We start from the raw sequence: 25,848 nt of genomic DNA, 5'->3' as shown, positions 1-25,848 counted from the left end.
CCCCGTACGCGCGCCCTCACCACGCCACCGCCACGTACTTCTGCTCGGTGAACTCCCTGAGGCCCTCGCCGCCGCCCTCGCGGCCCAGGCCGCTCTGCTTGACCCCGCCGAACGGTGCCGCGGGGTCCGAGACCAGGCCGCGGTTGACCGCCACCATGCCGCTCTCCAGGCGCTCCGCGACGGCCAGACCGCGGGCAAGGTCGCGGGTGTAGACGTAGGCGGAGAGGCCGTGCTCGGTGTCGTTGGCGGCGGCGACCACCTCGTCCTCGGTGCCGAACGGGATGACTCCGGCGACCGGTCCGAACACCTCCTCGCGGGCCATCGCGGCCGCCGGCGGGACACCGTCGAGCACGGTCGGCGGGTAGAAGTAGCCGGCCCGCCGCGGCCGCTCACCGCCGACCACCACCGAGGCGCCGGCCGCCACGGCATCCGTCACCAGCCGCTCGACCTTGCGCACACCGGCCTCGTCGACCAGCGGACCGCACTGCGTCCCGGGTTCCGTCCCCGGCCCCAGCACCAGCGCGCCCATCCGCTCGGCGAGCCCGCGTACGAACGCCTCCCGGACGCCATGCTGCACGTAGATGCGGTTCGCGGCGGTGCAGGCCTGGCCGCCGTTGCGCATCTTGGCGATCATCACGCCGTCCAGCGCGTCATCGAGGTCGGCGTCGTCGAAGACGATGAACGGGGCGTTGCCGCCCAGCTCCATCGAGCACCTGAGGACCTGGTCGGCCGCCTCGCGCAGCAGCAGTCGGCCGACCGCCGTGGAGCCGGTGAAGGACAGCGCGCGCACCCGCGGGTCGTGCAGCATCGCGGAGACCACGGGAGCGGGTTCGCCGGTGGTCAGCACGTTGACCACGCCCGCGGGCACCCCGACCTCGTGCAGGATGTCGGCGACGGCGTAGGCGGTCAGCGGGGTCTGCGCGGCGGGCTTGAGGACCACCGAGCAGCCGGCGGCCAGCGCCGGGGCGATCTTGCGGGTGGCCATGGCGGCCGGGAAGTTCCACGGCGTCACCAGCACCGCGACGCCGACGGGCTGGTGCTGCACCATGATCCGGTTGGCGCCGCCGGGTGCGACGGACAGCTCTCCGACGACCCGGACGGCCTCCTCGGAGTACCAGCGGAAGAACTCCGCCGCGTAACTCACCTCGCCCCGCGCGTCCGCCAGCGCCTTGCCGTTCTCCAGCGAGATCAGCGCCGCCAGTTCCTCGGCGCGCTCGGTCATCACCTCGTAGCAGCCGTGCAGGATCTCGGCGCGCTCCCGGGGTGCGAGCGCGGCCCAGGCGGGCTGGGCGCGGTGCGCCGCCTCCACCGCCGCGAGCGCGTCGGCGGGCCCGGCGTCCTCGACCCGGGCGATCGGCTTCTCGGTCGAGGGGTCGAGCACCTCGAACGTGCGGCCGTCTTCCGCGGTCCGCCACTCACCGCCGATGAACAGCCGGGTCCTCAGTTCTTCCGTCACCGTCTTCACCGCTTCCTCTCCGTACCGGTCCGTGTCCGTGTCCGCTCCCCGGCCGGGCGCCGTCCGGCGGCCGGTGCGCTCGCCGCCTCGTCCACCGCCGTGCGCAGCAGCCCGTCGAGGTCGCCCTCGAACGCGGCGTCGACGATGAGCCTCAGCCGGCCGGCGTCCAGCGGGCGCGGGTTGTTCTGCACCAGGCGCCCGGCGTTCATGCCCTGCTCGGCCACGGTGGCGAGCTGGCCCGCGGTCAGGCCGAGGCCGTCCAGGGTGCGGGGGATGCCGACCGCGCCGAGCAGTTCGGCGACCCGCTCGACGGCGGCCCGGGCCCGCGCCAGGTCACCGCCGCCCGAGCCGCCGTCCCGTACGCCCGAGCCGCCGTCCCGTACGCCCGAGCCGCCGTCCCATACGTCCGGGCCGCCGTCGCCGCCACCCGGGCCGCCCTCGTCGCCGGGGCAGCCGAGGGCCGCGGCGAGCTGCGCGAACTCCGGGGTCCTGGCCGGCAGGTTGTAGGCCATCACATACGGCAGCAGGGCGCCCACGCCGACGCCGTGCGGGGTGTGGGTGAGCGCGCCGATCGGGTACTGAAGGGCGTGTGCGGCGGCCGTTCCCGCGGTGCTCAGCGCCAGGCCGCCGTAGAGCGCGCCGAGCTGGAGGTCGTGCCGGGCCGCCGCGTCGGCGCCGTCGCGCACGGCCGCCACGATGCTGCGGCCGATCAGCTCGGTGCCGGCCAGGGCGTAGCTGTCGGTGAGCAGGGACTTGCCGACGAACACGCGCTCACGCGCCAGCCCCGGCTCCGGGGTCCTGCGGATCGCGGTGAAGGACTCGACGCAGTGCGTCAGCGCGTCCGCGGCGGTGTGCGCGGTGAGACCCGGCGGGCAGCTGCGGCTCAGCTCCGGGTCGACGATCGCGGTGTCCGGGATCAGGTACGGGCTGGAGATGCCGACCTTGGTGGCCCGCTCGGGGTCGGCGAGCACCGCCACCGCGGTCGCCTCCGAGCCGGTGCCCGCCGTGGTCGGCACCGCCACCACCGGCAGCGCGGGTCCCGGCACGGCGAACTCGCCGTAGTAGTCGGCCGGCCGCCCGCCGTGCACCAGCAGCAGGGAGACCACCTTGGCGTGATCGATGCAGCTGCCGCCGCCGATGCCGACGATCACGTCCACGCGGTGGCCCGCGACCCGGGCCACACAGTCGACGAGGCCCGCCACCGGCAGCTCGGGCTGCACGTCGTCGTAGACCTCGACGAACGGCACCGCGCGGCGCAGCCCGTCGAGCAGCGTCCGGAACTCGTCCTGCCCGGCCATCCTGCGGTCGGTGCAGACCAGCGCCCTGCTGCCGAGCCCGGCCACCGCGGGGCCGAGGCCGTGCCGCTGGCCCGCGCCGAAGACGATCTGCCGGGGGCCGCGCAGCAGGCCGTAGCCGTCGGCGGCGGGGGTGGTGTCCGCCGGCGCGCCGCGCGGGGCGGGGGCCGTCGGGGGTGCGTCCGTCATGAATGCTCCCTCTTCTTCGCTGTCGCCGGGAGAGTGCCGCCCGCCGCCGGGACCCCCGGGGCCCCCGGAGCCCCCGGGACCGCCAGGTCGGTGAGGTCCTGCCAGACCTCCTCGGTGACCTCGATGCCGTCTGCCTGGGCCGCCGCGCGCCGCAGCCGGGCCCGGTCGCCGGGCACCCGCACCGGGCCGTGGCCCGCCGCGGGCTCGGAGTCGCGGACCAGTTGGAGGTACCGGCCGATCGCCTCCGCCGCCTGTGGCCGCGGCTCGTCGAAGACGATGAACACGTCGCCCTTCGAGCTCGGCAGCTCGGAGTCGAGCGTGCCGCGCACCCCGGTGCCGGTCGCGGAGCCGGTCAGCGCCGCCACCAGCGCCTCCAGCGACAGGCCGAGGGCGTAGCCCTTCGACTCACCGAACGGGGCGATGGCGCCGAGCGCCGCGCGGCGCGGGTCGGTGGTGGGTTCCCCGTCCGCGTCCAGGGCCCAGCCCTCTTCCAGCTCCAGGCCCCGGTAGGCGTAGTCGTGGATCTTGCCCATGGAGACCACGCCGGTGGCCATGTCGAAGACCAGCGGCTCGTCGCCGGTGGGCACGCCGATGGCGATCGGGTTGGTGCCGATCAGGGCGCGGCGCCCGCCCCACGGGTGTACCAGGGCCTCGCTGGTGCAGGTGGCGAGGGCGATCTGGCCGTCCCGCGCGACCCGCTCCACGTACCAGCCGAGCATCCCGAGGTGGTTGTTGTTGCGGATCACGGTGGCGGCCACGCCGCTGGTCCTGGCCCGCTCCTGTACGGCGCCGAGCGCCTGGACCGCCACCACCGGGCCGAGCCCCTGCTCACCGTCCACGTCGAGCAGCGCGCTGCCGCTCCAGTGGTGCCGGCCGCGGGCCTTCGGGTCGGCGATCCCGCCGCGGATGCGCTCGACGATGCGGCGCAGCCGCAGCACGCCGTGTGAGGGGTGGCCGCGCAGTTCGGCGGCGATCAGCAGGTCGGCCTGGAGGTCGGCGGCGTCCTCGGGGACTCCGTGGGCGGTCAGGATGGTGTGCAGGGTGGCCCGCAGGCGGGCGGTGTCGACGAGAACCATGGCCGCGCATCAGTTCCCGGAGACCGAGTCGTGCCAGGGGATCAGGAACCGTTTCAGCGAGCTGACCACGGCGAACAGCAGCGAGCCGATCACCGCGAGCAGGATGATCACCGCGAAGAGCCCCGGCGCGTCCAGCGCGTTCAGGCTGGACACCACGCGGTAGCCGAGCCCGGTGCTGCCGCCCAGGTACTCGCCGACGATGGCCCCGATCACCGAGAACACGATGGCGACCTCGGCCCCGGCGAAGACGTACGGCAGCATGCTCGGCAGCTCCAGGCTCTTGAACGTCGCCCACCTGGTGGCGCCGAGGCTGCGCATCACGTCCCGGTGGCCGGTGTCCACCGAGCGGACGCCCAGCAGGACGTTCAGCATGATCGGGAAGAAGGCGAGGATCGCCGCGATGATGATCTTCGAGTTCATCCCGAAGCCGAACCAGATCACCATGATCGGCACGAACGCCACCTTGGGCACCACCTGGAACGCCACCAGCGTCGGCTGCAACGCCCGCTCCAGCCAGCGCACCCGGCCCAGCACCGCGCCCACCGCGATCCCGAGCACCAGCGCGATCACGAAGCCCACCACGACCTCGACCAGTGTGGTGCGGACGTCGCTCCACGCCGACCCGCCGCCTGCCCCGGAGCCGCCCGAACCGAAGCCGAGCATCGCGCTCAACGACGTCCACACGGAGTGCGGCGAGGGGATGATGAAGGGCGAGACCTTCATGACCGACACCGCGAACTGCCAGGCACCCAGCAGGATCGCCAGGATGATCACAGAGGACACCCAGGGCAGCGTCCTGGACTGGCCTTCACCCGCTTTGCTCATGACTCCTCGTCCAATTCGTGCCTGAGCGCCCGTACGACCTGCTGGAAGTCACCGTTGCTCTGGGTGTCCAGGGACCGGGGCCGCTCGAAGGCGACCGGGGTGACGGAGCGGATCCGGCCGGGGCGCGGCGTCAGCAGCACCACGCGGTCGGCCAGGAAGACCGCTTCGGAGATGGAGTGCGTGACGAAGACGATCGTCGCGCCGGAGGCGGCGTGGATGGACTGGAGCTCCAGGTTCATCTTGTCCCTGGTCAGCGCGTCCAGAGCGCCGAACGGCTCGTCCATCAGCAGCACGCTCGGCTGGTAGCTGAGCGCCCGGGCGATGGCGGCGCGCTGCCGCATGCCGCCGGAGAGCTCACGCGGGTAGGCGTTCTCGAAGCCGCCGAGGCCCACCAGCGCGCACAGCCGCTCCGCCTCCGCGCGCCGCTCGGCCTTGCCGACACCGCGCAGCTTCAGCGGCAGCACCACGTTCTCCTGCACCGTGTACCAGGGGAAGAGGTTGGCCTCCTGGAAGACCACGCCGAACTTCGCCAGCGCCTCGCCGCCCCGCCGCGCACCGTTCCACACGTTGAGGCCGTCGGCCTGCACGGTGCCGGAGGTGGGTGCTTCCAGACCGGCGAGGATCCGCAGCAGGGTGGTCTTGCCGCAGCCGGAGCGGCCCACCAGCGAGATGAACTCACGGCGCCTGATGTGCAGGTTCACATCGCTGAGCGCGGTGACCTCGCCGCGCCTCGCCTGGTAGACCTTGTTCACCCCGGACAGCAGCAGGCCCTCGCCCGTGGCGTCCCCGGCTCCGTCCGGCGCGCCGCTCGCGGCTCCGTCCGGCGCACCGTTCGCGGCTCCGTCCGGCGCACGGTGCGCCGCGCCGGTGGCACCGGCGCCCGGCCCCTTGGCCAGCATGCCCTCGCCCGCCATGGTCACTGCCCCTTCCCGGTCGGCACGGAGCGCGGCGCGGCGGCCTTCGGGGCGCTCCCCGACGCGCCGGCCCCCTTCGGGACCTGTGCGTTCGTGTACCACTCGGCCGGCTTGAGGCCCTTCTTGATCAGGCCGGCCGCGGTCAGCTCGTCGTAGGCCTTCTGCCAGGCCTTCGGGTCGGTCTGGAGCAGTTTGTCCGCTCCGCCCGTGGTCCAGGCCCGGACGTAGGTGTCCAGGGAGCGGCGGGCCACCTCGTCGTCCCTGAGGCTGGCCACGTCGTACTTGGACGCGATGCACTTCTTGGTCTTGGCGTAGTCGTCGGCACGGTCGGCGATGATGAACCGCATGGAGGCCTGGATCGCCGCCTCGAACCGGTGGATCCGGGCCGCCTTGGCCGGGTCCTTCAGCTGCCTGGCAGAGGTGACGTAGTTGTTCGAGCCCGCCGTGATGAAGTCCGCGGGGTCGGTCACCACCACGTCCTTCTGCTGCTTCTGCAGCGTGTACGCGGTGTCGAGCGAGACCACGTAGCCGTCCAGCTTGCCGCTGCGCACCAGGTTGAAGACGCCCGGCGTGAGGCCCACCACCTGGCGCGTGAGCGCGTCCGGCTTGAGGTGGGCGGTGGCCAGCATCAGGTCGAGCATGACCTTCGTGGAGCCGCCCGTGGAGCCGACGCCCATGGTCTTGCCCTTGAGGGACGCCGGGGTGCTGAGCGGGTGGTGCCTGTCGGAGACGATGCGCAGGGTGGCGCCGCCCTTCTGCACCGCGCCCACGTTCACGATCGGCGCACCGGTCGCGATGGACTGCATGGTGTCCGTGTCGCCGGGCCGCACCAGCAGCGCGGAGCCGGCGAGCACGGCCTGCACCCCGGCCGGGGCGCCGTTGATGTACTGGAACTTCACCTTCAAGTGCTGCTTCGCGAACTGCCCGCAGGTGTCGGCGACCAGCTCCGGGGCCCAGGTCAGGCCCGCGGTCGGCACATTCGTCAGGAAGGTGACGGTGTCCAGGCCCCCGGCGCTGCCGGCGGCGGCGTCACTCGCCGGCCCACCGCAGGCCGTCAGCGCCAGCGTCGCCGCCGCGCCGAGGGCGACGCAGCACCTTCTGGGGCTCGCTGCCCGTTTCAGCGCAGTCATGATCCGCCTCCTTTGGCGTTCTCCACTGCTTCGTCTTCGTCGGACGCAACCCTGGTCAGCGGACCGATGTCGTGGAAGGGTGCATTCCGATATGCGGAACCCAACCTCGTCCCTCAGCAGGGCCCTCACCCTTCTCGACGCGTTCGACAAGGGCGACGGCGAACTCACCCTGACCGAGCTCGCGGCCAAGGCAGGCCTGCCGAAGTCGACCGCCCACCGCCTGGTCGGTGACCTCGTGAAGTGGCGCGCCCTGGAGCGCACACCCGGGGGCCTGCGCCTGGGCATGCGGCTGTTCGAGCTGGGGCACCTCGTGCCGTCCGCGCGCAACCTGCGCGACATCGCCCTGCCGTACCTGGAAGACCTCTACGTGACCACGCGCAGGACCGTGAACCTCGCGGTCCGGGACGGCATGGACATCGTCTACGTCGAGAAGCTCTTCGCCCCTGACGTGCCGGTGCCGCACTCCCGCGCGGGCGGGCGGCTGCCGCTGCACTGCACGGCGCTCGGCAAGGCGATGCTCGCCTTCGCCCCGCCGGAGCTGGTCGACGAGGTCATCGCGGCCGGCCTGCGGCGGCGCACCGTCAAGACCAATGTGGACCCCGGGGTGCTGCGCAGCGAGCTCGGCACGGTCCGCAAGCGGCGCATCGCCTATGACCTGCAGGAATCCCACATCGGCCTGCACTGTGTGGCCGCGCCGCTGTTCGCGGGCAGCGGCGAGGCGGTCGCCGCGGTCTCCGTCACGGGCCTGGAGAGCCTCCGCTCCGCCCGGCATCTCGCCCCCGCGGTGCTCACCGCGTCGCTGTCGCTGTCGCGGCAGCTCGGCGCGTTACGGACGGCGGACCGGGCGGCCGCCTAGGGGGCTTCTGATGGATCTCCGTGGCGTCCCGGGCCCTGTGGGGCGTCTCGACGGTCCGTCGGCGTGTCGACCGTCCGGTGACCGCCTGGCCGAGGGTGGGCCCTCACCACACGCGCGGGAACGGCGACCCCGTCTCGCCCGGGTACGAGGCCAGTGCCGCCTCGTCCACCCTCACGCCCAGCCCCGGCGCGTTGGGCAGCCGCACCCGGCCGGCCGAGAACGTGATGCCGCTGGAGAACACTCCGTCGCGGAACGGGTTCACCGCACTGCCGTCCGCCTCGAAGGTGCCGTCGCCGACGGCGGAGATCACGTGCAGCGTGGCGGCGTGGTTGAGGCAGCTGTGCGAGATGTGCGGCGCGAAGCGCAGCCCCGCGGCGCGCGCCAGCGCCCCGATCCGCACCGCCTCGGTGATCCCGCCGACCCGGCTGACGTCCGGCTGGACGACGTCCAGGGCGCCCCGGCCGATCCAGTCCGCGAACTCCGCCGCGCCGCCCAGGTTCTCCCCGCCGGCCAGCGGCACGAGGCCGCGCGCCCGCAGCGCCGCGAACCGGGCCGGCTGCTGCGGCGGGTACGGCTCCTCCAGCCAGCCCACGCCCAGCTCGCCCAGCGCCCCGGCGATCCGCGCCAGGTCGTAGCGGTGGCCCAGGTTCGCGTCCACCATGATCCCCAGGCCGTCCCCGAACGCCTCCCGCACGTGCCGCACCCGGTCCAGGTCGGCGCCGGGGGCCTGGCCGACGCGCAGCTTGACCGCGTCGAGGCCGAAGGTCTCCCGCATCCGCCGCACCTCGTCCGCCAGCCGCCCCGGCGGCTGGAAGCCGAGCGTGAACCCACCGCCGTAGACGTCCGCCTCGGTGAGCGAACCGCCCAGCAGCCGGTGCACCGGCTGCCCGCAGACCTTGCCCCAGGCGTCCCACATCGCGAGGTCCACACCGCTGAGCGCGAGCAGGAACCCGCTGGACATCCCGGCCGCGTACACGAACCGGTGGAAGGTCTCCGCGCCCACGTCCCGCGTCTCGTACGGCGCCCGGCCGACCACGACGTCCTGCAGGGTGGTGTTGACGATCTCGGCGACGGCGCTGCCCGCATGCCCGTGGAACGCCTCCCCGTACCCCACCGTCCCGTCCGCACACCGCACCCTCACCAGCACCACGTCCCGGCGCTCGGCGCTCCCCACGGCCAGCGGCTCGGGCGGCACCGGGAAGCGGTAGCTGACCAGCCGGGCGTCGAGCGAGGTGATCGGCGGCACACAGGACGGGACGGCGGGCATGAGGACTCCTCGGGGTGACGGGGGCGGTGGAGCCGCGGACGGCCGCACGGGCCGCGGTGGAGCCGCGGACGGCCGCACGGGCCGCGGTGGGGCCCGGACGGTGCCGGGCGGAGCCCGGCGGCCCCGGGGCGCACGGGACGGTGGTTCGCCGGGCTCAGACGGTGGTGGGTGGATGTGCGCGGATCGCCTCCTCGTCCGGCTCGCAGCCCCAGCCGGGGCCGTCCGGCACCGTCATCCTGCCGTCGGCGATCTCGGGAGCGCGGGTGAACACCTCGTCCCGCCAGGGCACGCCGTCCACGTCGTACTCCAGCACCGAGAGGTTGGTGGTGGCCGCGGCGAGGTGGGCGCTCATGAAGGTGTAGAGGTGCCCGGCGCAGTTGTGCGGGGCGATGTTCAGGTCGTACGTGTCGGCCAGCGCGGCGACCCGGACGGCCTCCGGCATACCGTTCCACGCCACGTCGACGATGGGTACGTCCACCGCGCGCGCGTCGAGGAAGGGCCGGTACGCGCGTGCCGTGTGCACCGACTCGCAGGAGGCGATGCGCACCCCGCCGCCGCGGGCCGCGAGCAGCGGCCCGGGATCGTGGCTGTCGACCTCCAGCCAGTCCACGCCGAGCGGTGCGAGGGCCCTGGCCAGGCGGCCGATCGCCGGGCCCTTGATGTTGAAGTTGACGTCGAGCATGATCCGCACGCCGGGCCCGGCGCCCTCGGCGAAGGCGCGCAGCACGTCCGCGGCACCCGCCAGCAGCTCGGGCTCCGGCTCCAGCTCCGGAAACCCGGCGCCGCCCCAGGCCGGCAGCCACAGCCGCACCCCGTCGGAACCCGCGACGAGCAGGTTGGTCTTCAGCGCGCGGTAGCCGCGCTCGCGCACCTCGGCGCCCAGCGCGCGTACGTCGTCCAGGTCCCGCAGCGCCGGCGTGCCGAGCGCCTCCGACATCCGGATCCGGCCGAGGCCGCAGTGCGACCAGTACAGCGGGACGGTGTCCCGGACGGCGCCGCCGAACAGCTCGTACACCGGGACGTCGAGGTCGCGTGCCTTGGCGTCCAGCGCGGCGTTCACGACGGCGGCGACGGCGCGCTGCGCGAGGCCGCCGGCGGCCTCGCGCAGCCGGGCCCGGAGCGTGGCCTCCAGCAGCCCGACGCGCCGCGGGTCGTGCCCGATCACCCGGCGGCCCAGGCGCTCGATCACGCCGGACAGCGCCACGCTGCCCAGCTCGCTGTCGCTGTACTCGGCCCATCCGGTGACCCCGGTGTCGGTGGTCAGCTTGAGGAACGACCAGGTACGGGTGCCCGCACCGCAGTGCAGGCTGTCCAGTGCGGTGATGCGCATGCGGTGAGCCCTCCCGGCATCCGTCGTCAGGACGCCGGGGACATCCGGTCGTCCAGCCACTGCTCCGGGTCCTTGCCACCCGGCACCATGCCCGCCTTGACCATCTCGCCGTAGACGGTCTTCCAGCGCTTGTGGTCGGTCTGTACGGCGCTGTCGACCCCGCCGTGGGTCCAGGAGGCCACGTAGCCGTCCAGGGAGGCCTTCGCGACCTCGGGATGGTCGAAGGCCGGTACGTGGTACTTCGTACCGATCGCCTTCATCGTCTTGGCGTAGCCGTCCTTGCGGTCGGCGACGATGAACCGGATGGCCGACCTGATGGCCCGCAGGTAGCGGTGGATGGCGTCGCGCTTCTTCGGATCGCCGGCCTGCGCGGGCGAGGTGATGTACGCCTGCGAGCCGGCGGCGATGTACTTGGACAGGTCGAAGGTGACGGCGTCCTTGTGGCCGGCCCCGAGTTCGGTGGCGGTGTCCAGCGAGGGCATGAACCCGTCGAGCCGGCCCTTCTGGACCAGGCTGAAGGTGCCCGCGCTCAACGGCACCACCTGCTGGTGCACATCGGAGAGCTTCATGCCGGCCGAGGACAGCAGGAGGGTGAGCAGGCCCTCCGTGGTGCCGCCGAGCGCGGACTCGCCGATGGTCTTGCCGCGCAGGTCGGCGGGCTTGCGTACGGCGTTCGAGGTGTCCGAGACGATCCGGATGGTGGCACCGCCCTTCTGCACGGTGCCCACGTTGGTGATCCTCGCGCCCTTGGTGACGATGCTCTTGATGATGTCGGCGTCTCCGGCCCGGGTGAGCTGGCCCCTGCCGGACATCACGGCGGCGATGGCGGGCGGCGTGCCGTTGACGAACTGGAAGTCGACCTTGAGGTGCTGCGCGGCGAAGAATCCCTTGGTGTCGGCGACCAGCTCGGGCGCGTAGGTGAGGGTCTCGATCGGCAGCGTGTTGAGGTACGTCAGCGTCGCCGTACCGCCCCCGCCGCTCCCCGCGGCCCCGCTCCCACCGCCCGGGTCCGCACACCCCGAGGCCAGCAGCCCCACGCCCACCACCCCGGCCCCGACCACCCGCCACTTGTGCGACACACCGGAACGCACCGTCCTCCACGTCCCCCGAGCAACCCCACGGCTCATGACGCCTCCTCCCATATCGCTCGTCCCACGGCGACTTCCGGCCGGCCGCCCACACGACCGATCCAGCGCCAGACGCTGACACCGGCTGCGCGGGGGAACAAGCGGGGGTTCCGGTATGCGGTACGGGACGGAACGGCGACGCAGCCGGCGATCGCTCTCAGCCGAGGGGCCGGCCGGTCCTCTTCCGCCGCACCGTCCGCGCCCCTCTCACGGTGCTTCGCCGCTCGCCCGTCCCTGCCGGGATAGGCGGCCTTGACGGAGCTAGCTATAGCCAATAGCTTTATGGCTAGTAGCACTAACCACCTGGACCCGGAGGATGTCATGGCCGAGCACCTCGCCGTCGACGGCGGCACGATCGCTTACGAGGTGGCGGGGTCCGGCCCGCTGATCGTTCTCGCGCACGGCATGGGCGACAGCCGCGCCGCGTACCGTGCCGTGATCCCACCGCTGGTGGCGGCGGGTTATCGGGTCGCCGCGGTCGATCTGCGCGGCTGCGGCGAGTCCAGCGTGGACTGGCCGGCCTGGAGCCGCACCGCCATCGCCGGTGACCTGCTCGCGGTGATCCGCCACCTGGGCGGCCCGGCCGTGCTCGTCGGCCACTCGGTCTCGGGGGGCGCCGCCACCATCGCCGCGGCGCAGGCCCCCTCGCTGATCACCGCCGTCGTCGAGGTGGCGCCCTTCACCCGCAGACAGTCGGTACACCTCGGCGACCTGCGGGTGAAGCGCATCCGGCGGGGCATGCCGCGGTTGCTCGGCGCGGGGGTGTTCGGCAGCGTGCGGCTCTGGCGCTCGTACCTCGACGTTGCCTACCCCGGTGTGAAACCGGCCGTCTGGGCCGAGCGGCTCGACCGCATCGACTCCACGCTGCGCGAGCCCGGGCGGATGAAGGCCCTGCAGGGCATGGGCCGCAGCGCCCCGACCGACGCCGGGGCGCAGCTCGGCAGCGTCCGCTGCCCGGTCCTGGTCGTGATGGGCACGCTCGATCCCGACTGGGCGGACCCGCACGCCGAGGGCTCGGCGATCGTGGACGCCCTGCCGTCCGGCCTCGGCCGCCTTGAGATGATCGAGGGCGCCGGACACTACCCGCACGATCACTTCCCCGACCTGGTGGTATCCCTCATGCTGCGTTTCCTCGACTCGGAGGCCGCCCGTGCCTAGGGCCGGCCTGAACACGGAACGGGTGGTCACCGAAGCTGCGAAGCTGGCCGACGAGGTGGGGCTCAACCGGCTCACCCTGGCCGCCCTCGCCGCCCGCCTCGGGGTGCGCCAGCCGTCGTTGTACAAGCACATCGACAGCCTCGACTCCCTCCAGCAGCGCCTCGCCGTACAGGCGAAGGCCGAGCTGGCGGAGGTGTGGGGCAGGGCCGCCACGGGCCGGGCTCGCGACGATGCGCTGATCGCCATGGCACACGCCTACCGCGCCTGGGCGCTGGCCCATCCGGGCCGCTACGAGGCGGCTCAGCGGGCCCCGGTCCCCGGTAACGCCGAGGACGAAGAAGTCAGCGCCCGGACTCTCGAAGTGGTGGCGGCGGTGATAGACGGCTACGGCCTCGACGGCGATGACGCCATCGACGCCATCCGGGCCTTTCGGGCCGCCCTGCACGGATTCGTCTCCTTGGAGGCCGGCGGTGGTTTCGCTCTCCGCGCCAGCGTCGACCGCAGCTTCGACCGCCTCGTCCATGCCGTGGAGGTGGCTCTGTCGAGCTGGAGTGACGTCTCCGAGCCCGATCGCGAGGTGCGGAGCTGATGACTGCGTCACCCGCGAGAAACGGGCCGTCCACGGCCGTGACCCGGCTGACGCCCTTGAGCGTGCGCTTCAGCGCGCCGTATGCCGTATGCCGTATGCCCTATGCGGGGAGGGCGGGGTTCGCGCGGCGGCTACCGGTGTTCGAGGTGTTGACGACCGCCCCGCCACCGTTCCGTCGCATGAGTGCGGCCTCGGCGGCCTCGGCCGTCACGGCGGTCACGGCGGTCACGGCGGTCACGGCGGTTCAGTGCGAGCGGCGTTCACGGCGAACTGCTCGTCGATGTCCTGACGTCCTCGTCGCTCGTGGTGTCGAGCGGGCCGGGCCGCTGGATCACCGCGCCGTTGGTGAAGGCACCGTCGAGCCGGCCGTGCGGTTCTCGACGCGTTCGGCCGCCGCGGATGCCCGCATGGTCGGCGAGGTCCAGGGTGACGGCGTCGGCGGTGCCTCCCGCGGTGCGGACCTCGGTGATGACGGTGCTGAGCGAGGGCGTCCGTGCGGCTGGCGGCCCAGGTCGGTCCGCGGGGTGCTCGACCCGGTGACGAGAGCATGGACAGCGGCGATCGACCGACATCAGAAGGGCGCCGCCCCGTCGCACGCGCTGGAACCCGCGCCCCGGTCGGGCTGTCGCGGGGTGGGCCCCCGCGACAGCCCGACCAGATATCACAAGCCGTCTTCCTCGATGAGTGTGTCGGCGTAACGCGCGAACGCGGCCTCGGTCTCGGGGTTGGCGATTCCGTCGATCGGGCCGGTGTAGCCGGCGATGGGCGGCGCGAGGAGCTGCTGCAGCGCCGCTATCGTGTCGGAATCGACGATTCCGTCGATGGGGCCGCTGTACGACCCGAACCTCTGAAGCTCGCGCTGGAGCGCCATCCAGCTGTCGGTGCCCAACTGCCCGTCGATCGCGCCGGTGTATCCGTAGCGGGCCGCGAGGAAGCGCTGCACGGCTTGCGCCTCCCGGGTGGTGAGGCCGAGGTTGATCGTCTCGTCGGCAGCGAGGGTGTGAGCCTGCCCAAGGCTCACCGTGGAGTCCGCGGTGCGGGCCCCGGTGGTCGGTGCGGCGGTCGCGGCCTGCGCGGGGCCGGCGAACGCGAGCGCGGCGAGACCGACCGCCGCGGCGCCGGCCGCAAGCGTGGTGGTGAGGCGGATTCTGGCCGAGCGGGACATCGCGAGGTTCCTCCAAACAGACGTGGTCAGCAGCTGGTTCGCCAGGTGCCGCGTGCCTATACGCAGTCCGCCGGCCACCTGTTCAACCCGGCTGTCAGGTCATGTGAAGTCAACTGCACTACGCAATCGGTTCCTGGTCGCCGCCTGGCCGCCACCGTCGTGGGCGAAGCCCGGCGGCGTCGGCTGCCGCTTCGGCGGCTCGCTCGATCTTCGTATGCCGGGCTTAACAGATGGCCGCGTCGCGCTGCGGGATCGCGTACGCGGCCGATGTCCCCGTCGAGCCGTCGAGTTGTTCGCGCAGGATGTCGGCGTGTCCGGCGTGCCGGCTGGTCTCGGTGAGCATGTGGACCAGGATGTGGAACAGCTTCACGTCGGGCCGTGGCCACCAGGGCACGTGGCCGGGCGAGTCGAGGGTGAGGGCGTTGATCGTCGCGTCTGCGTGCTCCCCCACGCGACGGTAGCGGTCGGTGATCTCCTCGCGTGTCTCGTGCTCGGTCGCCCACATGTCGGCGTCGCGTTCCCGGGCGTCGTCCACCGGGGCAGAGGTTCCGGGAACGGCCGGTCGAAGACCTCGCCGAAGTACCTGGCCTCCCAGGTCGACAGGTGCTTGACCAGGCCGAGAAGATTCGTACCCGTCGAGGTCAGGGGGCGGCGGACGTCGTACTCGCTCAGCCCGTCGAGCTTCCAGAGCATCACCGTGCGAATCTCTCGCAGATCGCTGTGCAGATACTCCTTCACGAAATCATCGATCACGTGCCACGAGCCTGTCATGCTCGGCACGCGGGCTCAACCTGCAACCCCCGGCACTCGGCAGACGCATGAGCCGAGCGGGTTCACCGGTGTCCTGCGTGGTCGGGTGGCAGAGCGTGCCTACGAGCTCCCGGCCGCAGGCGGCAGCGCCTCGCTCCTGACGTGCCGTGGGGCGTGGGGCGCCGCCGACACCACCACTCCGGCCCCGCGACAGGGCGGCGGGACGGCACGGTGCCCGGAGGGCCCGCGGATGTCGTGTCGTGCCGGGCGTCAAGGGGCCGTGCCCTCCAGGCCCTTGGCGTAGACGCGGCCGGCGTGCTCGACGAGGGTGATCAGTACCTCCTTGGCGGACTCCTTCTCGCGGGCGTCGCACAGCACCACGGGCGTCCCGGGATCGAGGTCGAGAGCGTCCCGTACCTCCCCAGGGGCGTAGGTGTGGAAGCCGGCGAAGCAGTTGACCGCGACGACGAAGGGGATGTCGCGGCGCTCGAAGTAGTCGACGGCGGGGAAGCAGTCCTGCAGGCGCCGGGTGTCGGCGAGCACCATGGCCCCCAGCGCGCCGTTGGCCAGTTCGTCCCACAGGAACCAGAACCGGTCCTGGCCCGGCGTGCCGAACAGGTAGAGCGACAGGCCCTCGCGGAGGGTGATGCGTCCGAAGTCCATGGCGACGGTCGTCGTGGTCTTGCGCTCGACGCCGCCGAGGTCGTCCACCGAGCGGCTCGCCTCGGTGAGCTGCTCCTCGGTGCGCAGCGGACGGATCTCGCTCACCGCGCCGACCAGGGTGGTCTTGCCGACGCCGAACCCGCCGGCCACCAGGATCTTCAGCGACAGGAAGGAGCCGGGGGCGTCGGGACGGCGGTCGTCACAGTGCGCGGAGTCCATCGATGACCTCCTTGAGCAGGCCCGCGTCGGGGAGTTGTGCCGGGGCCACGGGGCGACTGACACGGATGTGCCCGGCGGACAGCAGGTCGTCGAGGAGCACCCGCACCACGCCGACCGGCAGATCGGAGTCGGCTGCGATGTCGGCGACGGTCCGGGGCCCGGTCCGGCACAGCGCGGCGATCGCCGCGTGTTCGGGTGAGGGAGGGAGCGGGGCCCCGGCGCCGGGCTCGGCCGCGTGGATGACCGCGGCGAGGTCGAAGGCCTCACTGGTGGGCCGCGCACGGCCCGCGGTCATCGCGTAGAGGCGTACCAGTGGTCCCGCCTCGTCGTCGAACCACTCGGGGGTGGACGGCGGGCGGCCCGGCGGGCGGGACGGTGCGGGCCGCCCCACTCCGTCGCGGAACCACTGCCGGGGATCGTCGGTCATGGCGGCGGCGTCACTCCTGGAAGGGCGCGGCGTCATCCGTGCGCGAGGGCACGCCGAGGTGCTCGGCCACTCGCGTCACCAGCCGTGCCATCTCGTAGGCGACCAGGCCCACATCGGCGTCGGCGTCCGTGAACACGGACAGGTTGGACCCCTCCCCGGCCGAGGCGACGAAGAGGAACCCGCCCTCCAGCTCGACCAGGGTCTGCACCACGCGGCCCGCCTGGAAGTGCCGCCCCGCGCCCTTGGCCAGGCTGTGGAAGCCGGAGGCGATGGCGGCGAAGCGCTCCCTGTCGTCCCGGGTCAGTTCACCGGACGCGCCGATGGGCAGGCCGTCGCCGGAGAGCACGACGGCGTGTCTGATCTGCGGCACGCGTGAGACCAGGTCGTCCAGCAGCCAGTTGAGCTCACCGGAGGTCTCCATCGTTGCGGACATCACGCTTCATCTCCCTGTGACGGTGTCTCGGTGTGGCTCGGACCCCGGGCGGGCGGGGGCGGCCGGTTCCCTTCGGCGTCCCGGTTCCCTTCGGCGTGCCGGTTTCCTTCCGCGTGCTGGTGCCCTTCCGCTTGTCGGTCGCCCACCGTGTTCCGGTCTCCTGCCGCATGTCGTCCTCCCAGCGTGTTCCGGTCCCCCACCGCGTTCCCGCCGCCCACCGCGTTCCCGCCGCCCACCGCGTTCCGGTCCCCCACCGTGTTCCGATCCGCGTTCCCGGCCGCCCGGCCACCGCTCAGCCAGCCGGCGCGGAGGGCGGCCATGGTGGCGCGGGCGCGCTCGGGCGAGCGCCCCGTGGCCGCGGGATCCGCGATGTGCGGGACACTGCGCGGCGGGCGGGCCGGCGCGTCGCGCAGTTGCGGCGCGATGCTCGCCTGCCGTACCCGCCGGGGCAGCGGCGCCGGCTCCCCCGGCGGGCGTTCCGGCGCCGGTGCCGGGGGCTCCTGGGCCGGCGCGGCATCCGCCGGCGGTGCGACGGCCGGGGGCGGTACGGCATCCGGCCGGGCAGGCGCGGCTCCGGCACCGAACCCGGCCCCAGCACCAGCACCAGCACCAGCACCAGCACCAGCACCAGTCTGGGACCGGTCGGCCGACACCCGTGCCCCCTCCGCCGTCTCAAGGGGTGTCACCCCGGGCCGCTGCGAACCACCCGGCTCACGGGCAGGGCCGCCCCCCGGCCACGCCGAGTCGCCCCGCCCACGACCGGGCAGCGCACTCGGCCGCCACGAACCGACTGGCCGGCGGACGGGCACGCCCCGCACTCCCCGCCCGGGAGGTGCCGGCGAGGCGGGCGCGCGGTCGTCCGAGGCCCCCGCGTGCCGTCCCGGGCCCGGACCGGACAGACGGCGCGCCGGGGCGGCGGCCGGCGGCCGGGGCGCCTCCGAGGGCTCTGGGGACCCCGAGGGCTCTGGGGACCCGAGGGGCTCTGGGGACCCGAGGGGCTCTGGGGACCCGAGGGGCTCCGAGGACGCCGGAAGCCCCCGCTGAACCGCCGTTCCCGGCCGTCGGCCGCCGCGCCGGCCGGGAACGGCCGGGAGCTCCTGGGTCGCCGGGTCTGGTGCGTGCTCGGGGTCCGCCGGCTCCGCCGCCTGCGCCGCACGCTCCAGCAGGTTCTCCGGTATGAGAACGACGGCCGTGACGCCGCCGTACACGGACGGTTGCAGCGCGACCTGGACACCGCGGCGGTGTGCGAGCCGGTTGACCACGAACAGGCCCAGCCGGTCGGTGTCGAGCAGGTCGACCTGGGAGGCGTCCATGATCTTGCGGTTGGCCTGGGCCAGGGCCTCCCGGCCCATGCCTAGCCCACGGTCCTCGATCTCCAGGGCCAGGCCGGCGCCGACCGCCTCGCCGCGTACCCGCACCCTGGTGTGCGGGGGCGAGAAGGTGACCGCGTTCTCGACGAGCTCCGCGACCAGGTGGGTGAGGTCGGCGACGGCCGAGCCGGCCACGCGGACGTCCGCGGGGACTCGGACCTCGACACGGGTGAAGTCCTCGACCTCGGCGACCGCGGCACGCACCACGTCGAGCATCGGCACGGGCCGGCGCCAGCCGCGCACGGGCGCGGCCCCGGAGAGGATGATCAGGCTCTCCGCGTGGCGTCGCATCCGCGTCGTGAGGTGGTCGAGCCGGAAGAGGTCCTCCAGTTCGGCAGGGTCCTCGATACGCCGCTCCATCGTGTCGAGCAGGTCGAGTTGCCGGTGGAGCAGCACCTGGCTGCGCCGGGCCAGTTTCACGTACACGTCGGAGATTCCGCCGAGCACCTCGGCGCGCTCGACGGCGGCCTGGAGCGCGGCCCGGTGGACGGCGTTGAGCGCCGCGCCCACCTGCCCGATCTCGTCCGCGCCGCGCCGCTGCACCGGCGCTTCGGCGTCGAGGTCCACCTCCTCGCCGGCATGCAGCCGGCGCAGCGACTCGGGGAGCTTGCTGCCCGCCAGTTCCAGGGCCGAGTTGCGCATGCCGACCAGCTCGTCGACGAGGCCGCGGCCGATCCGCATCGAGATCAGCAGGGAGAGCAGGACGCCCACGAAGCCCAGGATCACCGCGACGCCGGGCTGGCCGAGCACGTCGAACGAGAGCGGGTCGGCCTTCTGTGCCGCCGCCGTGCTCGCCCTCGCCTGGGCCCCCCGCAGACCCTCGAGGACGGGACCCGCGACCTGGTCCCATGTCGTCGTGACGGCCCTGCTCACAGCATGTCCGGGCCCGGCGTCCTCGATCGCCTGTTCCTGGGCGTGCAGTTCGTGGTAGGGCCGGCCCCGCAGTACGGCGCGGTAGGCGGCCTCGTCCGACGGGCTCAGGTCGTCCACGGCCGACTGGAACAACGTCTGCTGGGACCGGGCGGCGCCGACGAAGGCGCGGTAGCGGTCGGCGGGCATCCGCCCGTCTGCCGGGGAGCCGCCGACGAGGGCGTCCTCGCGGGCGATCATCTCCCGCGCGCGGGAGAGCTCCTGCACGACGCGCGCCTGCGAGGCGGCCTCAGGCCCCTGCCCCCGCCCCTGCCCCGCGGCGGAGGCGCTGACGCCGCTCAGCGCGCCGGTGACGGAGAAGCCCAGGTCGATCGCGCCGGTGTAGCCGGTGTACGCGTCGTCCCAGCTCGTCTTCCGCGCGGCGACCAGCTTCCGCAGCGCCGGCAGCCTGCCGGAGGCGTCCGTCAGGCTGCGGGTGCGCGAGGGGAGGTCGGGACTGAGCTCGGCCGTGTCGGTACTGCTGGCGTCGATGCCGCGCCGCAGGGCCCCGGCAGCGGCTTCGGTGCTCCTGCCCCGGGTGTCCAGGGCGTCGAGACGCGCCGGGCCGGGCTGTGCGAGGTAGCGGGCCGCGGCACTGCGCTCGGCCTGGACGGCCGTGACGTAGTCGCTCACCGGAGCCAGCAGGGTCGCGTCGACCTCCTTCGACCGGGTGAGGTCCGAGACGTTCTGGGCCGTGGTGACCGTGGCGAAGGCCCACAGCGCCATCAGCGAGACGACGGGGACCATCAGAAGCGAAACGATCTTCGCCCGGACGGATCTGGGACGCAGCCGGCCCGGCAGGAGCGGCCAGGACACTCCGCGGGCGGCTCGCGGCGCGCGCGGCACGTGTCCCGAGCCGCCGGTGGGCGAGGGTTCCTCGCCGTCGTGCCTGCCCTCGGCCCGTACACGGCGTACACGCATGACTTCCTCGTTCAGTGGGGTGGCGGAGACGTGGGGGTCGGGTGGGGGGAGCGTCGGCCGGAGGGGAGCTCGACGCCGTGCGCCTCGACGTCGTGCAGGCGCTGCGCGGCCGACTCGGCCGCCCTGCGCTGCTGGGCGGTGGGCGACAACGCGACGAAGGCAGACGTCAGGAAGAGGAACGAGCCCAGGAGGACGGCGAGCGGAAAGATGAACTCGGTGGCCGTGGCGCCGGGCAGCTCGGCCTGCCCGGGTGCCAGCCGTACGGACACCGCGGCCATGCCGGTGTAGTGCATGCTGCTGACGGCGACGCCCATCACCAGGGAGGCGCCGACGGCGCCCGCCGTGCCGTGCACCGTGAGCGCGGCCCACAGGGCGGCGGTCGCGGCCACGACGGCGATCAGCACGGACAGGGTGACGAGGAGCGGTGCGTACCCGATGTCGCCGTGCAGCCGCAGCGCGGCCATGCCGATGTAGTGCATGGCCGCGACGCCGAGCCCGGTGCCCAGGCCGCCCACCAGGACCGAGCGGACCCGCGACCGCCCGTAGCCGGCGGTGAAGACGCCGGCCCCGACGACGAGGATCGCGACGACCAGGCTCAGCACGGTCAGCGGCACGTTGTAGCGGATCGCCGAGCCTGAGACACCGAAGCCGAGCATGGCGATGAAGTGCATCGTCCAGATGCCCGAACCGATGGCGACGGAGGCGATCGCGAGCCAGTTGCGCCGGCTCGTCCCGGTCGTGGCGAGCGCGCGGACGGTGCAGCGCAGTCCGAGCGCCCCGCCGACGCACGCCATCGCGAAGGACAGCAAGGGCGTCAACCACCCGTAAGTGAAGTGATGCATTTCCCCCACGGGGCCTTCCTCCCTCGCCTGTTTGATCTAGGCGAGGGACGCTAACACAGGAATTTCACATTCGCATTGACGCCCTCCATGTTCAACAGCGGGAAGTCACGGCTACCCGCCGGTATACCGCAAGTAACTAATAGCCCGTCACTTTCGGAAAGTATGCTTTCACTTATCGCTCGGGCATCAAGTCCCCGCGTTTTTCCACGAGTTGGCGAGGCGACCGGAAAGCGACCGGCACACCCTTCCGGAGTGCGCGCCCGAGCCGCCGTTCGCAGCGAACACCGAGGGAGCGGGGCGCGCCGCCGGAAGGCCGGCGGGGCTGCCGTGGCGCACCGCGCCGTGCCGCGCAGTGCCGCGCGGTGCCGCACGGTGCCCTGCCGGAAGTGTGACGGGGATGACACCTGAACCGGCATCACCGACGAGAACGCCACCGCGCTCCGCCCCTTCCGGACGAAAACCCGGAATATTTCCCGCCAGCCCCGACATGTGACACTTCCGGAGGATTTTCGGCTCTGCGCGGCGACTTATCAGTGCGCAATTTCATCGGCCACCCAGTAGCCGGTGCGGGGCCGGCACATGACCCGGCACGAAAAAGACCCCGGACCTTTCGATCCGGGGTGCTCGGCGTGCGGCCGGCGCACACGGCGGGGCTGCCTCGTCTCGGCTTCGGCGGGCGGTCACCGGCCGTGGCCGCCCGCGCTCACTGCTGGAAGTGGCCGGGGCCGACGACCTTCCACTGCGGGTTGGTGGGATCGCTGATCGCCTTGTAGGGAGCCTTGAACGTCAGCACCTGCTTGGCCGAGCGTTTGATCGCCCACAGTTCGGGGTGCTGGGTCGAACGGTCCCAGGCGATGGCCTGGCCCTCCACGTCGGGAAGTGTGACGGTCGCCACCCACTGCAGGTCCGAGCCCTCGGACGGGATCTTCATCACGTAGGCCTCGCCGAAGTCGTGTCCGGTGAGCCAGAGCCGCCCGTCGGGACCCCACGAACCACCGGAGTTGCTCATCGGCCTGACCTTGTCGAGGATCGCCTGCGGCACGGTCCAGGACTGCACGACCTGGAAGTCGTCGTCCAGCTTGACGATCTGGGTGTTGTCGGTCCCGCCGTACGGTTCGGTGCCGCCGTCGGGGACCTCGTCGTAGTTGGCGAAGGCCGCGTACCAGGCCCCCTCGTGCCGGTCGAGCCAGGTCAGCGAGCCGCGGTAGATGCCGAAGCTGAAGGTGTCGATGTGCTTCATCGTCCTGGTGTCGAACACCTCGATGGAGCTCTTCTCGGGCGTGGTGTCGTAGTTGGACGTCGCCGCGTACAGCTTGTCGCCGACCACGGTCGCGCTGTCCATGTGGATGATCGGGCCGTCGCCGTCCCCCACGAACTGCAGCAGGGGCTTGCCCGTCACCTTGTCGTGCTTGGTGATGGTGCGGTTGTTGACGGCGTAGAAGTGCTCCTTGTCGACGGCGACACCCTGGTTGGCGTCGAAGGTGTCGAAGGTCTTGTCCAACGTCGCCGTCAGCACCGGCGGCTGAGCGGCGCCGGCCTGCGCCGCGGCGGACCGGGAGGTGGTGTCCGCCGCGGCGGACATGGCCGTGGTGTGCTTCGCCGGCACGGAGGCCCGGGCAGAGCCGAGGACGCCGACAACGGCGAGTGCCGCCGCGGCGACCGCGGCAGCGGCACCGCCGGCGATCTTGGTTTTTACGTGCATCGAATACCCCTACCGGGACGCGAGAATCCGGAAGAACCGAGCAGATCGCCCAACGGTTCCGATGACTGACGCGTGTGGCGCACCACACGCCCGATCAGTCCGACAGGGACATTCACGGGGCTGGTGTTCTTTCCCGGTAACACGATTCGACGGTTCGGTGAACCGCACACGTAGGGTTGCCCTCGGGGTGAGGGCGAGGCGTCCGCCCTCCCCGCCGGCGTCCGGAGGGTTCGAGGCTGTCCCGGTCGGCGGCGGGGGTGGGCCTGGCGGTGGGTGAGCCGAGCGGTGGGTGGGCCGGAGGTGGACGGACGGCCGCCAGGGGGACCGGCGATGGCGAACGGGCGCGCCGGGCGCGCGAATCCCGTCCGGAGGACTGTTTCGGCGACGTGTCGTCGGGTAAAGTCCACGTAATCTTGGGAGCGCTCCCACGATGCGCCGGAACCCCCATTCCTTCCGGAAGACGGAGACCGCACTATGCATGCAGACACCTCCCCCCGCCGTTGGACCTTACGGGTGATAACACCCGCGCTGGCCGCGATCGTCGGCCTGCTCACCCTGTTCATGAGTCCCGCCAGCGCCCACGGCTCGATCGTGGATCCCTCCTCCCGCAGCTACGGCTGCTGGGAGCGCTGGGGCAGCGACCACATGAACCCGGCCATGCAGCAGCAGGACCCCATGTGCTGGCAGGCCTTCCAGGCCAACCCGAACACCATGTGGAACTGGATGAGCCTGTTCCGGGAGAACCTGGCCGGCAAGTTCCAGGAGAACATCCCCGACGGGCAGCTGTGCAGCGCCGGCCACGCCCAGGGCGGCCTGGCCAACTCGCTCGACAACCCGGGCCCGTGGAAGGCGAAGAACGTCGGCAGCAACTTCAGCCTCCACCTGCACGACCAGGCCAGCCACGGCGCCGACTACTTCCTGGTGTACGTCACCAAGCAGGGCTACAACCCCGAAACGCAGCCCCTGCGGTGGAGCGACCTGCAGCAGGTCGCGAAGACCGGTAAGTACGCGCCGGCGACGGACATCACCTTCAACGTCAGCGCCCCGGGTCGCACCGGCCACCACGTCGTCTACACGATCTGGCAGGCATCGCACCTGGACCAGACGTACTTCATCTGCAGCGACGTCAACTTCACCTGAGCCGGCGACTGAGCCGGCCGGCCGCAGCCGAGCGGCCGATGCGGCCGGCCGGCGAGCCCGCACCACCCACCGGGTCCCGGACGGGGCCCGGTGGACCGCTGTGGATCCACGGCGAGGGCGATCACACGGGCACGACGGGGACGCCCCTGCCGACATGGCGCGGACGGCGCGGCCGAGTTCGGCGCACGCGTCCGGCCGGCGCCGTGGCGCGGCCCGCGCCGCGGGCACCGGGCGGCTCCGGGTGCGCCGGCGGCGTCAGGAGTCGGCCGGCACCGTGCTCCTGGTCCTCTCCTCGGTCGGGTCGTGCACGGGGCGGGAGAGCCGGTCGGACACCTTTGCGGTGGTCACGAAGGAGACGACCAGCAGCACCACCAGCACGGCGCCGACGGCGAAGATCGTGCCGCTGAGGGCCGGCTCGGGGTCGTGCGCCTCGTCCCGGGCCGAGCCGGAGAGGAAGGCGAGGACGAAGAGGACGCCGACCGCGAGCGCCACCTCCACCGTGACCAGCGACGGGAAGACCCTCAGCGCAAGCCGGAAGACCGAACCCTCCTCCCCCGCGGCCCGCGCCCGGGCGATCCGGGGCATCAGCACGAACTCGTTCACAGCGCCCACCAGGATCATCGCGGCCACCAGGATCATCGCGGCCACCGGGGAGACCTTCACCAGCAGGAAGCGGCTGAAGCTGGTAGAAGAATGTGTGCGTGATCGACATACACGCTCTGGGACCGGACGAGTGGCGCGTGTGGCGGGAGCTGAGGCTCGCCGCCCTGGCCGAGGCACCGGACGCCTTCAGCTCGAAGCTGGCCGACTGGCAGGGAGACGGGGACCGTGAGGAGCGCTGGCGCGCCCGGCTCGCCCTTCCCGGCTCCCTCAGCCTCGTCGCACTGGCCCACGGCGAGCCCGTCGGCATGGCCGGCGGTGTCCCGGCCGACCGGACGGACGTCGTGGAGCTGATCTCGATGTGGGTCAGCCCCACCGCCCGGCGCCGGGGAGTGGCGAACTCCCTGATCGGCGAGGTCGGGCGATGGGCCCTGCGGCGGGGGGCGACGGTCCTTCGGCTGTCCGTGATGCCCGGCAACACCGCGGCCGTCGCGCTGTACGAGAGCCAGGGCTTCAGGGACACCGGGGTCCCGGGTGACCCGCTGCCCGACGGCACGGGCAGAGAGGTGGTCATGGAGAAGACCCTTCACGCCGGGTAGGGCGCGCCTCGCCCGCAGGGGGAGGCGGAGCCGGTCCGCGCGTCGGTCACGGGGACGGTCGGCGGGACTCGCACCGGGGCCCCGCGGCCGCCCCTCCCCGCTGCGGGCAGCAGCTGGTCGTCGCCGGCGAAGTGCGTGTTCTTGAGGCGGGTCAGGCCGGCGCCCCCGGTCCTGCGCGCCCGCCGGCCGGCTACAGCGCGGCGGCGACGTCCCTGCGCAGTTGCGGAAGCATCCCGTACAGCACGTCGCCCGGGCACTGGGTGTCGTTGAAGTCCCGGTGCCCGAAGATCTGGCTCGGGTCGAGGCCGTACTGGGTGCAGATGTAGGCGCAGAGACTCACCAGGCTGGTGTACAGCACCTGGGGCGGGGCGACGGTCGTGTAGGTGCCGTTGTTCTCGATGCCGATGCCCTGGCTGTTCTGGCCGACGGTGTGGGCGCCGACGACCATGTCGCTGCCCGCCTTGAGGCGTTCGAGGCTGCGGTGGCGGCCCTCCATGACGATCCCGGTGCGGCTGATGGTGAAGTGCTGGCCGGAGTCGATCCAGCCGTTGGTGTCCATGTGCAGGTCCTGTATCTCGTGCGCGATGGCGAAGGAGCCCGTCTGCCCGGTGTCGGGGGTGTTCGCGAACGCGGTGTGGTGCACGACGATCTTGTTCGGGTCGTTCCCGGCCAGGCTGACCGGGGAGGACGGCGGCCTGGCACCCCAGGCCGTGGTGTCGAAGACGGTCGGCGCCCCGGCGGCCCGGGCGGGCACGGAACCGAGGAGCACGGCTCCCGTGCCCAGGCCGGCCGCCGCGGCGGCGGTGGCGAGGAATCTGCGGCGCGGCATCCCGAGGGCGTGGTGGATCGAGGACATGTCAGCTCCCGCGAGGGTGGGGGACGGAGTGCGACTGAGG

General features: G+C 72.6%; 23 protein-coding genes and 2 pseudogenes. 5 read left to right on the top strand and 20 right to left on the bottom strand.

Features of this window, described 5'->3' with window-relative positions; all coding sequences use genetic code 11:
* Positions 1-16 precede the first annotated feature (16 nt).
* The 6 genes from ACSMXW_RS33235 to ACSMXW_RS33210 are packed head-to-tail and all read right to left on the bottom strand — an operon-like array spanning position 17 to position 6,885.
* Positions 17-1,456, bottom strand: a complete 1,440-nt coding sequence (locus ACSMXW_RS33235; protein ID WP_485801838.1) for an NAD-dependent succinate-semialdehyde dehydrogenase — start codon at positions 1,454-1,456, stop codon at positions 17-19.
* A 5-nt stretch (positions 1,457-1,461) separates the two neighbouring features.
* Positions 1,462-2,940: an iron-containing alcohol dehydrogenase gene (locus tag ACSMXW_RS33230; RefSeq protein ID WP_485801837.1), complete on the bottom strand. Its 1,479-nt coding sequence runs from the start codon at positions 2,938-2,940 to the stop codon at positions 1,462-1,464.
* Entirely contained in the window at positions 2,937-4,016 is a 1,080-nt protein-coding gene (locus ACSMXW_RS33225; protein ID WP_485801836.1) for an Ldh family oxidoreductase, read from the bottom strand. The genes ACSMXW_RS33230 and ACSMXW_RS33225 overlap by 4 nt, the downstream gene beginning before the upstream one ends.
* 9 nt (positions 4,017-4,025) lie before the next feature.
* Complete coding sequence (locus ACSMXW_RS33220) at positions 4,026-4,841, bottom strand: ABC transporter permease (RefSeq protein ID WP_485801835.1); 816 nt, start codon at positions 4,839-4,841, stop codon at positions 4,026-4,028.
* Complete coding sequence (locus ACSMXW_RS33215) at positions 4,838-5,755, bottom strand: ABC transporter ATP-binding protein (protein ID WP_485801834.1); 918 nt, start codon at positions 5,753-5,755, stop codon at positions 4,838-4,840. The genes ACSMXW_RS33220 and ACSMXW_RS33215 overlap by 4 nt, the downstream gene beginning before the upstream one ends.
* A 2-nt stretch (positions 5,756-5,757) precedes the next feature.
* A complete protein-coding gene (locus tag ACSMXW_RS33210; RefSeq protein WP_485801833.1) occupies positions 5,758-6,885 on the bottom strand; it encodes an ABC transporter substrate-binding protein in 1,128 nt (375 codons plus the stop codon).
* A gap of 91 nt (positions 6,886-6,976) precedes the next feature.
* On the opposite strand from ACSMXW_RS33210, the gene ACSMXW_RS33205 reads away from it, so the two are divergent.
* Positions 6,977-7,741, top strand: coding sequence for an IclR family transcriptional regulator (locus ACSMXW_RS33205; RefSeq protein ID WP_485801831.1), 765 nt, complete (start codon positions 6,977-6,979; stop codon positions 7,739-7,741).
* A gap of 103 nt (positions 7,742-7,844) precedes the next feature.
* On the opposite strand, the gene ACSMXW_RS33200 is transcribed toward ACSMXW_RS33205, so the two are convergent.
* From ACSMXW_RS33200 to ACSMXW_RS33190, 3 genes are all read right to left on the bottom strand, one after another.
* A complete protein-coding gene (locus ACSMXW_RS33200; RefSeq protein ID WP_485801830.1) occupies positions 7,845-9,008 on the bottom strand; it encodes a mandelate racemase/muconate lactonizing enzyme family protein in 1,164 nt (387 codons plus the stop codon).
* 154 nt (positions 9,009-9,162) lie between these two features.
* Positions 9,163-10,338: a mandelate racemase/muconate lactonizing enzyme family protein gene (locus tag ACSMXW_RS33195; RefSeq protein ID WP_485801828.1), complete on the bottom strand. Its 1,176-nt coding sequence runs from the start codon at positions 10,336-10,338 to the stop codon at positions 9,163-9,165.
* A gap of 26 nt (positions 10,339-10,364) precedes the next feature.
* A complete protein-coding gene (locus ACSMXW_RS33190; protein ID WP_485801826.1) occupies positions 10,365-11,465 on the bottom strand; it encodes an ABC transporter substrate-binding protein in 1,101 nt (366 codons plus the stop codon).
* 321 nt (positions 11,466-11,786) lie between these two features.
* Here ACSMXW_RS33190 and ACSMXW_RS33185 point away from each other — a divergent pair, with 321 nt between their 5' ends.
* Together ACSMXW_RS33185 and ACSMXW_RS33180 are read left to right on the top strand one after the other, a co-directional pair.
* Entirely contained in the window at positions 11,787-12,623 is an 837-nt protein-coding gene (locus ACSMXW_RS33185) for an alpha/beta fold hydrolase (protein WP_485808460.1), read from the top strand.
* Positions 12,616-13,212 carry a TetR/AcrR family transcriptional regulator gene (locus ACSMXW_RS33180; RefSeq protein ID WP_485801824.1) on the top strand — a complete coding sequence of 199 codons (597 nt, stop codon included), beginning with the start codon at positions 12,616-12,618 and terminating at the stop codon, positions 13,210-13,212. Before ACSMXW_RS33185 ends, ACSMXW_RS33180 begins: the two co-directional genes overlap by 8 nt.
* A 31-nt stretch (positions 13,213-13,243) precedes the next feature.
* On the opposite strand, the pseudogene ACSMXW_RS33175 reads toward ACSMXW_RS33180, so the two are convergent.
* From ACSMXW_RS33175 to ACSMXW_RS33135, 9 genes and pseudogenes are all read right to left on the bottom strand, one after another.
* Positions 13,244-13,712, bottom strand: a pseudogene (locus ACSMXW_RS33175) (hypothetical protein); the annotation flags it as partial.
* Positions 13,713-13,873: 161 nt separating this feature from the next.
* A complete protein-coding gene (locus ACSMXW_RS33170) occupies positions 13,874-14,377 on the bottom strand; it encodes a peptidoglycan-binding domain-containing protein (protein ID WP_485801823.1) in 504 nt (167 codons plus the stop codon).
* A 223-nt stretch (positions 14,378-14,600) separates the two neighbouring features.
* Positions 14,601-15,130 (bottom strand): annotated as a pseudogene (locus ACSMXW_RS33165) (DinB family protein).
* A 267-nt stretch (positions 15,131-15,397) separates the two neighbouring features.
* Positions 15,398-16,009: a GTP-binding protein gene (locus ACSMXW_RS33160; RefSeq protein WP_485801822.1), complete on the bottom strand. Its 612-nt coding sequence runs from the start codon at positions 16,007-16,009 to the stop codon at positions 15,398-15,400.
* Positions 15,990-16,436, bottom strand: a complete 447-nt coding sequence (locus ACSMXW_RS33155; RefSeq protein WP_485801820.1) for a DUF742 domain-containing protein — start codon at positions 16,434-16,436, stop codon at positions 15,990-15,992. The genes ACSMXW_RS33160 and ACSMXW_RS33155 overlap by 20 nt, the downstream gene beginning before the upstream one ends.
* Before the next feature lie 10 nt (positions 16,437-16,446).
* Positions 16,447-16,869: a roadblock/LC7 domain-containing protein gene (locus ACSMXW_RS33150; RefSeq protein ID WP_485801819.1), complete on the bottom strand. Its 423-nt coding sequence runs from the start codon at positions 16,867-16,869 to the stop codon at positions 16,447-16,449.
* Positions 16,869-20,069 (bottom strand): sensor histidine kinase, encoded by a 3,201-nt coding sequence (locus ACSMXW_RS33145; protein WP_485801817.1) that lies wholly within the window; start codon positions 20,067-20,069, stop codon positions 16,869-16,871. Before ACSMXW_RS33145 ends, ACSMXW_RS33150 begins: the two co-directional genes overlap by 1 nt.
* A gap of 11 nt (positions 20,070-20,080) precedes the next feature.
* Positions 20,081-20,920, bottom strand: a complete 840-nt coding sequence (locus ACSMXW_RS33140; protein WP_485801816.1) for an MHYT domain-containing protein — start codon at positions 20,918-20,920, stop codon at positions 20,081-20,083.
* A 694-nt stretch (positions 20,921-21,614) separates the two neighbouring features.
* Positions 21,615-22,613 carry a hypothetical protein gene (locus tag ACSMXW_RS33135; RefSeq protein WP_485801814.1) on the bottom strand — a complete coding sequence of 333 codons (999 nt, stop codon included), beginning with the start codon at positions 22,611-22,613 and terminating at the stop codon, positions 21,615-21,617.
* Positions 22,614-23,087: 474 nt separating this feature from the next.
* Here ACSMXW_RS33135 and ACSMXW_RS33130 point away from each other — a divergent pair, with 474 nt between their 5' ends.
* On the top strand, positions 23,088-23,753 hold the full coding sequence (locus tag ACSMXW_RS33130) for a lytic polysaccharide monooxygenase auxiliary activity family 9 protein (protein WP_485801812.1): 666 nt from the start codon (positions 23,088-23,090) through the stop codon (positions 23,751-23,753).
* A gap of 255 nt (positions 23,754-24,008) precedes the next feature.
* Here ACSMXW_RS33130 and ACSMXW_RS33125 read toward each other — a convergent pair whose 3' ends face one another.
* The gene (locus tag ACSMXW_RS33125) at positions 24,009-24,401 is read right to left on the bottom strand and encodes a CopD family protein (RefSeq protein ID WP_485801810.1); all 393 of its coding nucleotides are present in this window, start codon (positions 24,399-24,401) and stop codon (positions 24,009-24,011) included.
* A gap of 53 nt (positions 24,402-24,454) precedes the next feature.
* Between ACSMXW_RS33125 and ACSMXW_RS33120 the strand changes: the two genes are divergently transcribed.
* Entirely contained in the window at positions 24,455-24,952 is a 498-nt protein-coding gene (locus tag ACSMXW_RS33120; RefSeq protein ID WP_485801809.1) for a GNAT family N-acetyltransferase, read from the top strand.
* Positions 24,953-25,142: 190 nt separating this feature from the next.
* On the opposite strand, the gene ACSMXW_RS33115 is transcribed toward ACSMXW_RS33120, so the two are convergent.
* Positions 25,143-25,808, bottom strand: a complete 666-nt coding sequence (locus ACSMXW_RS33115) for a peptidoglycan recognition protein family protein (protein ID WP_485801807.1) — start codon at positions 25,806-25,808, stop codon at positions 25,143-25,145.
* Positions 25,809-25,848 lie beyond the last annotated feature (40 nt).

It is taken from the genome of Streptomyces sp. DSM 116793 (assembly GCF_057320905.1).
This window is presented reverse-complemented; position numbering and strand designations above follow the sequence as displayed.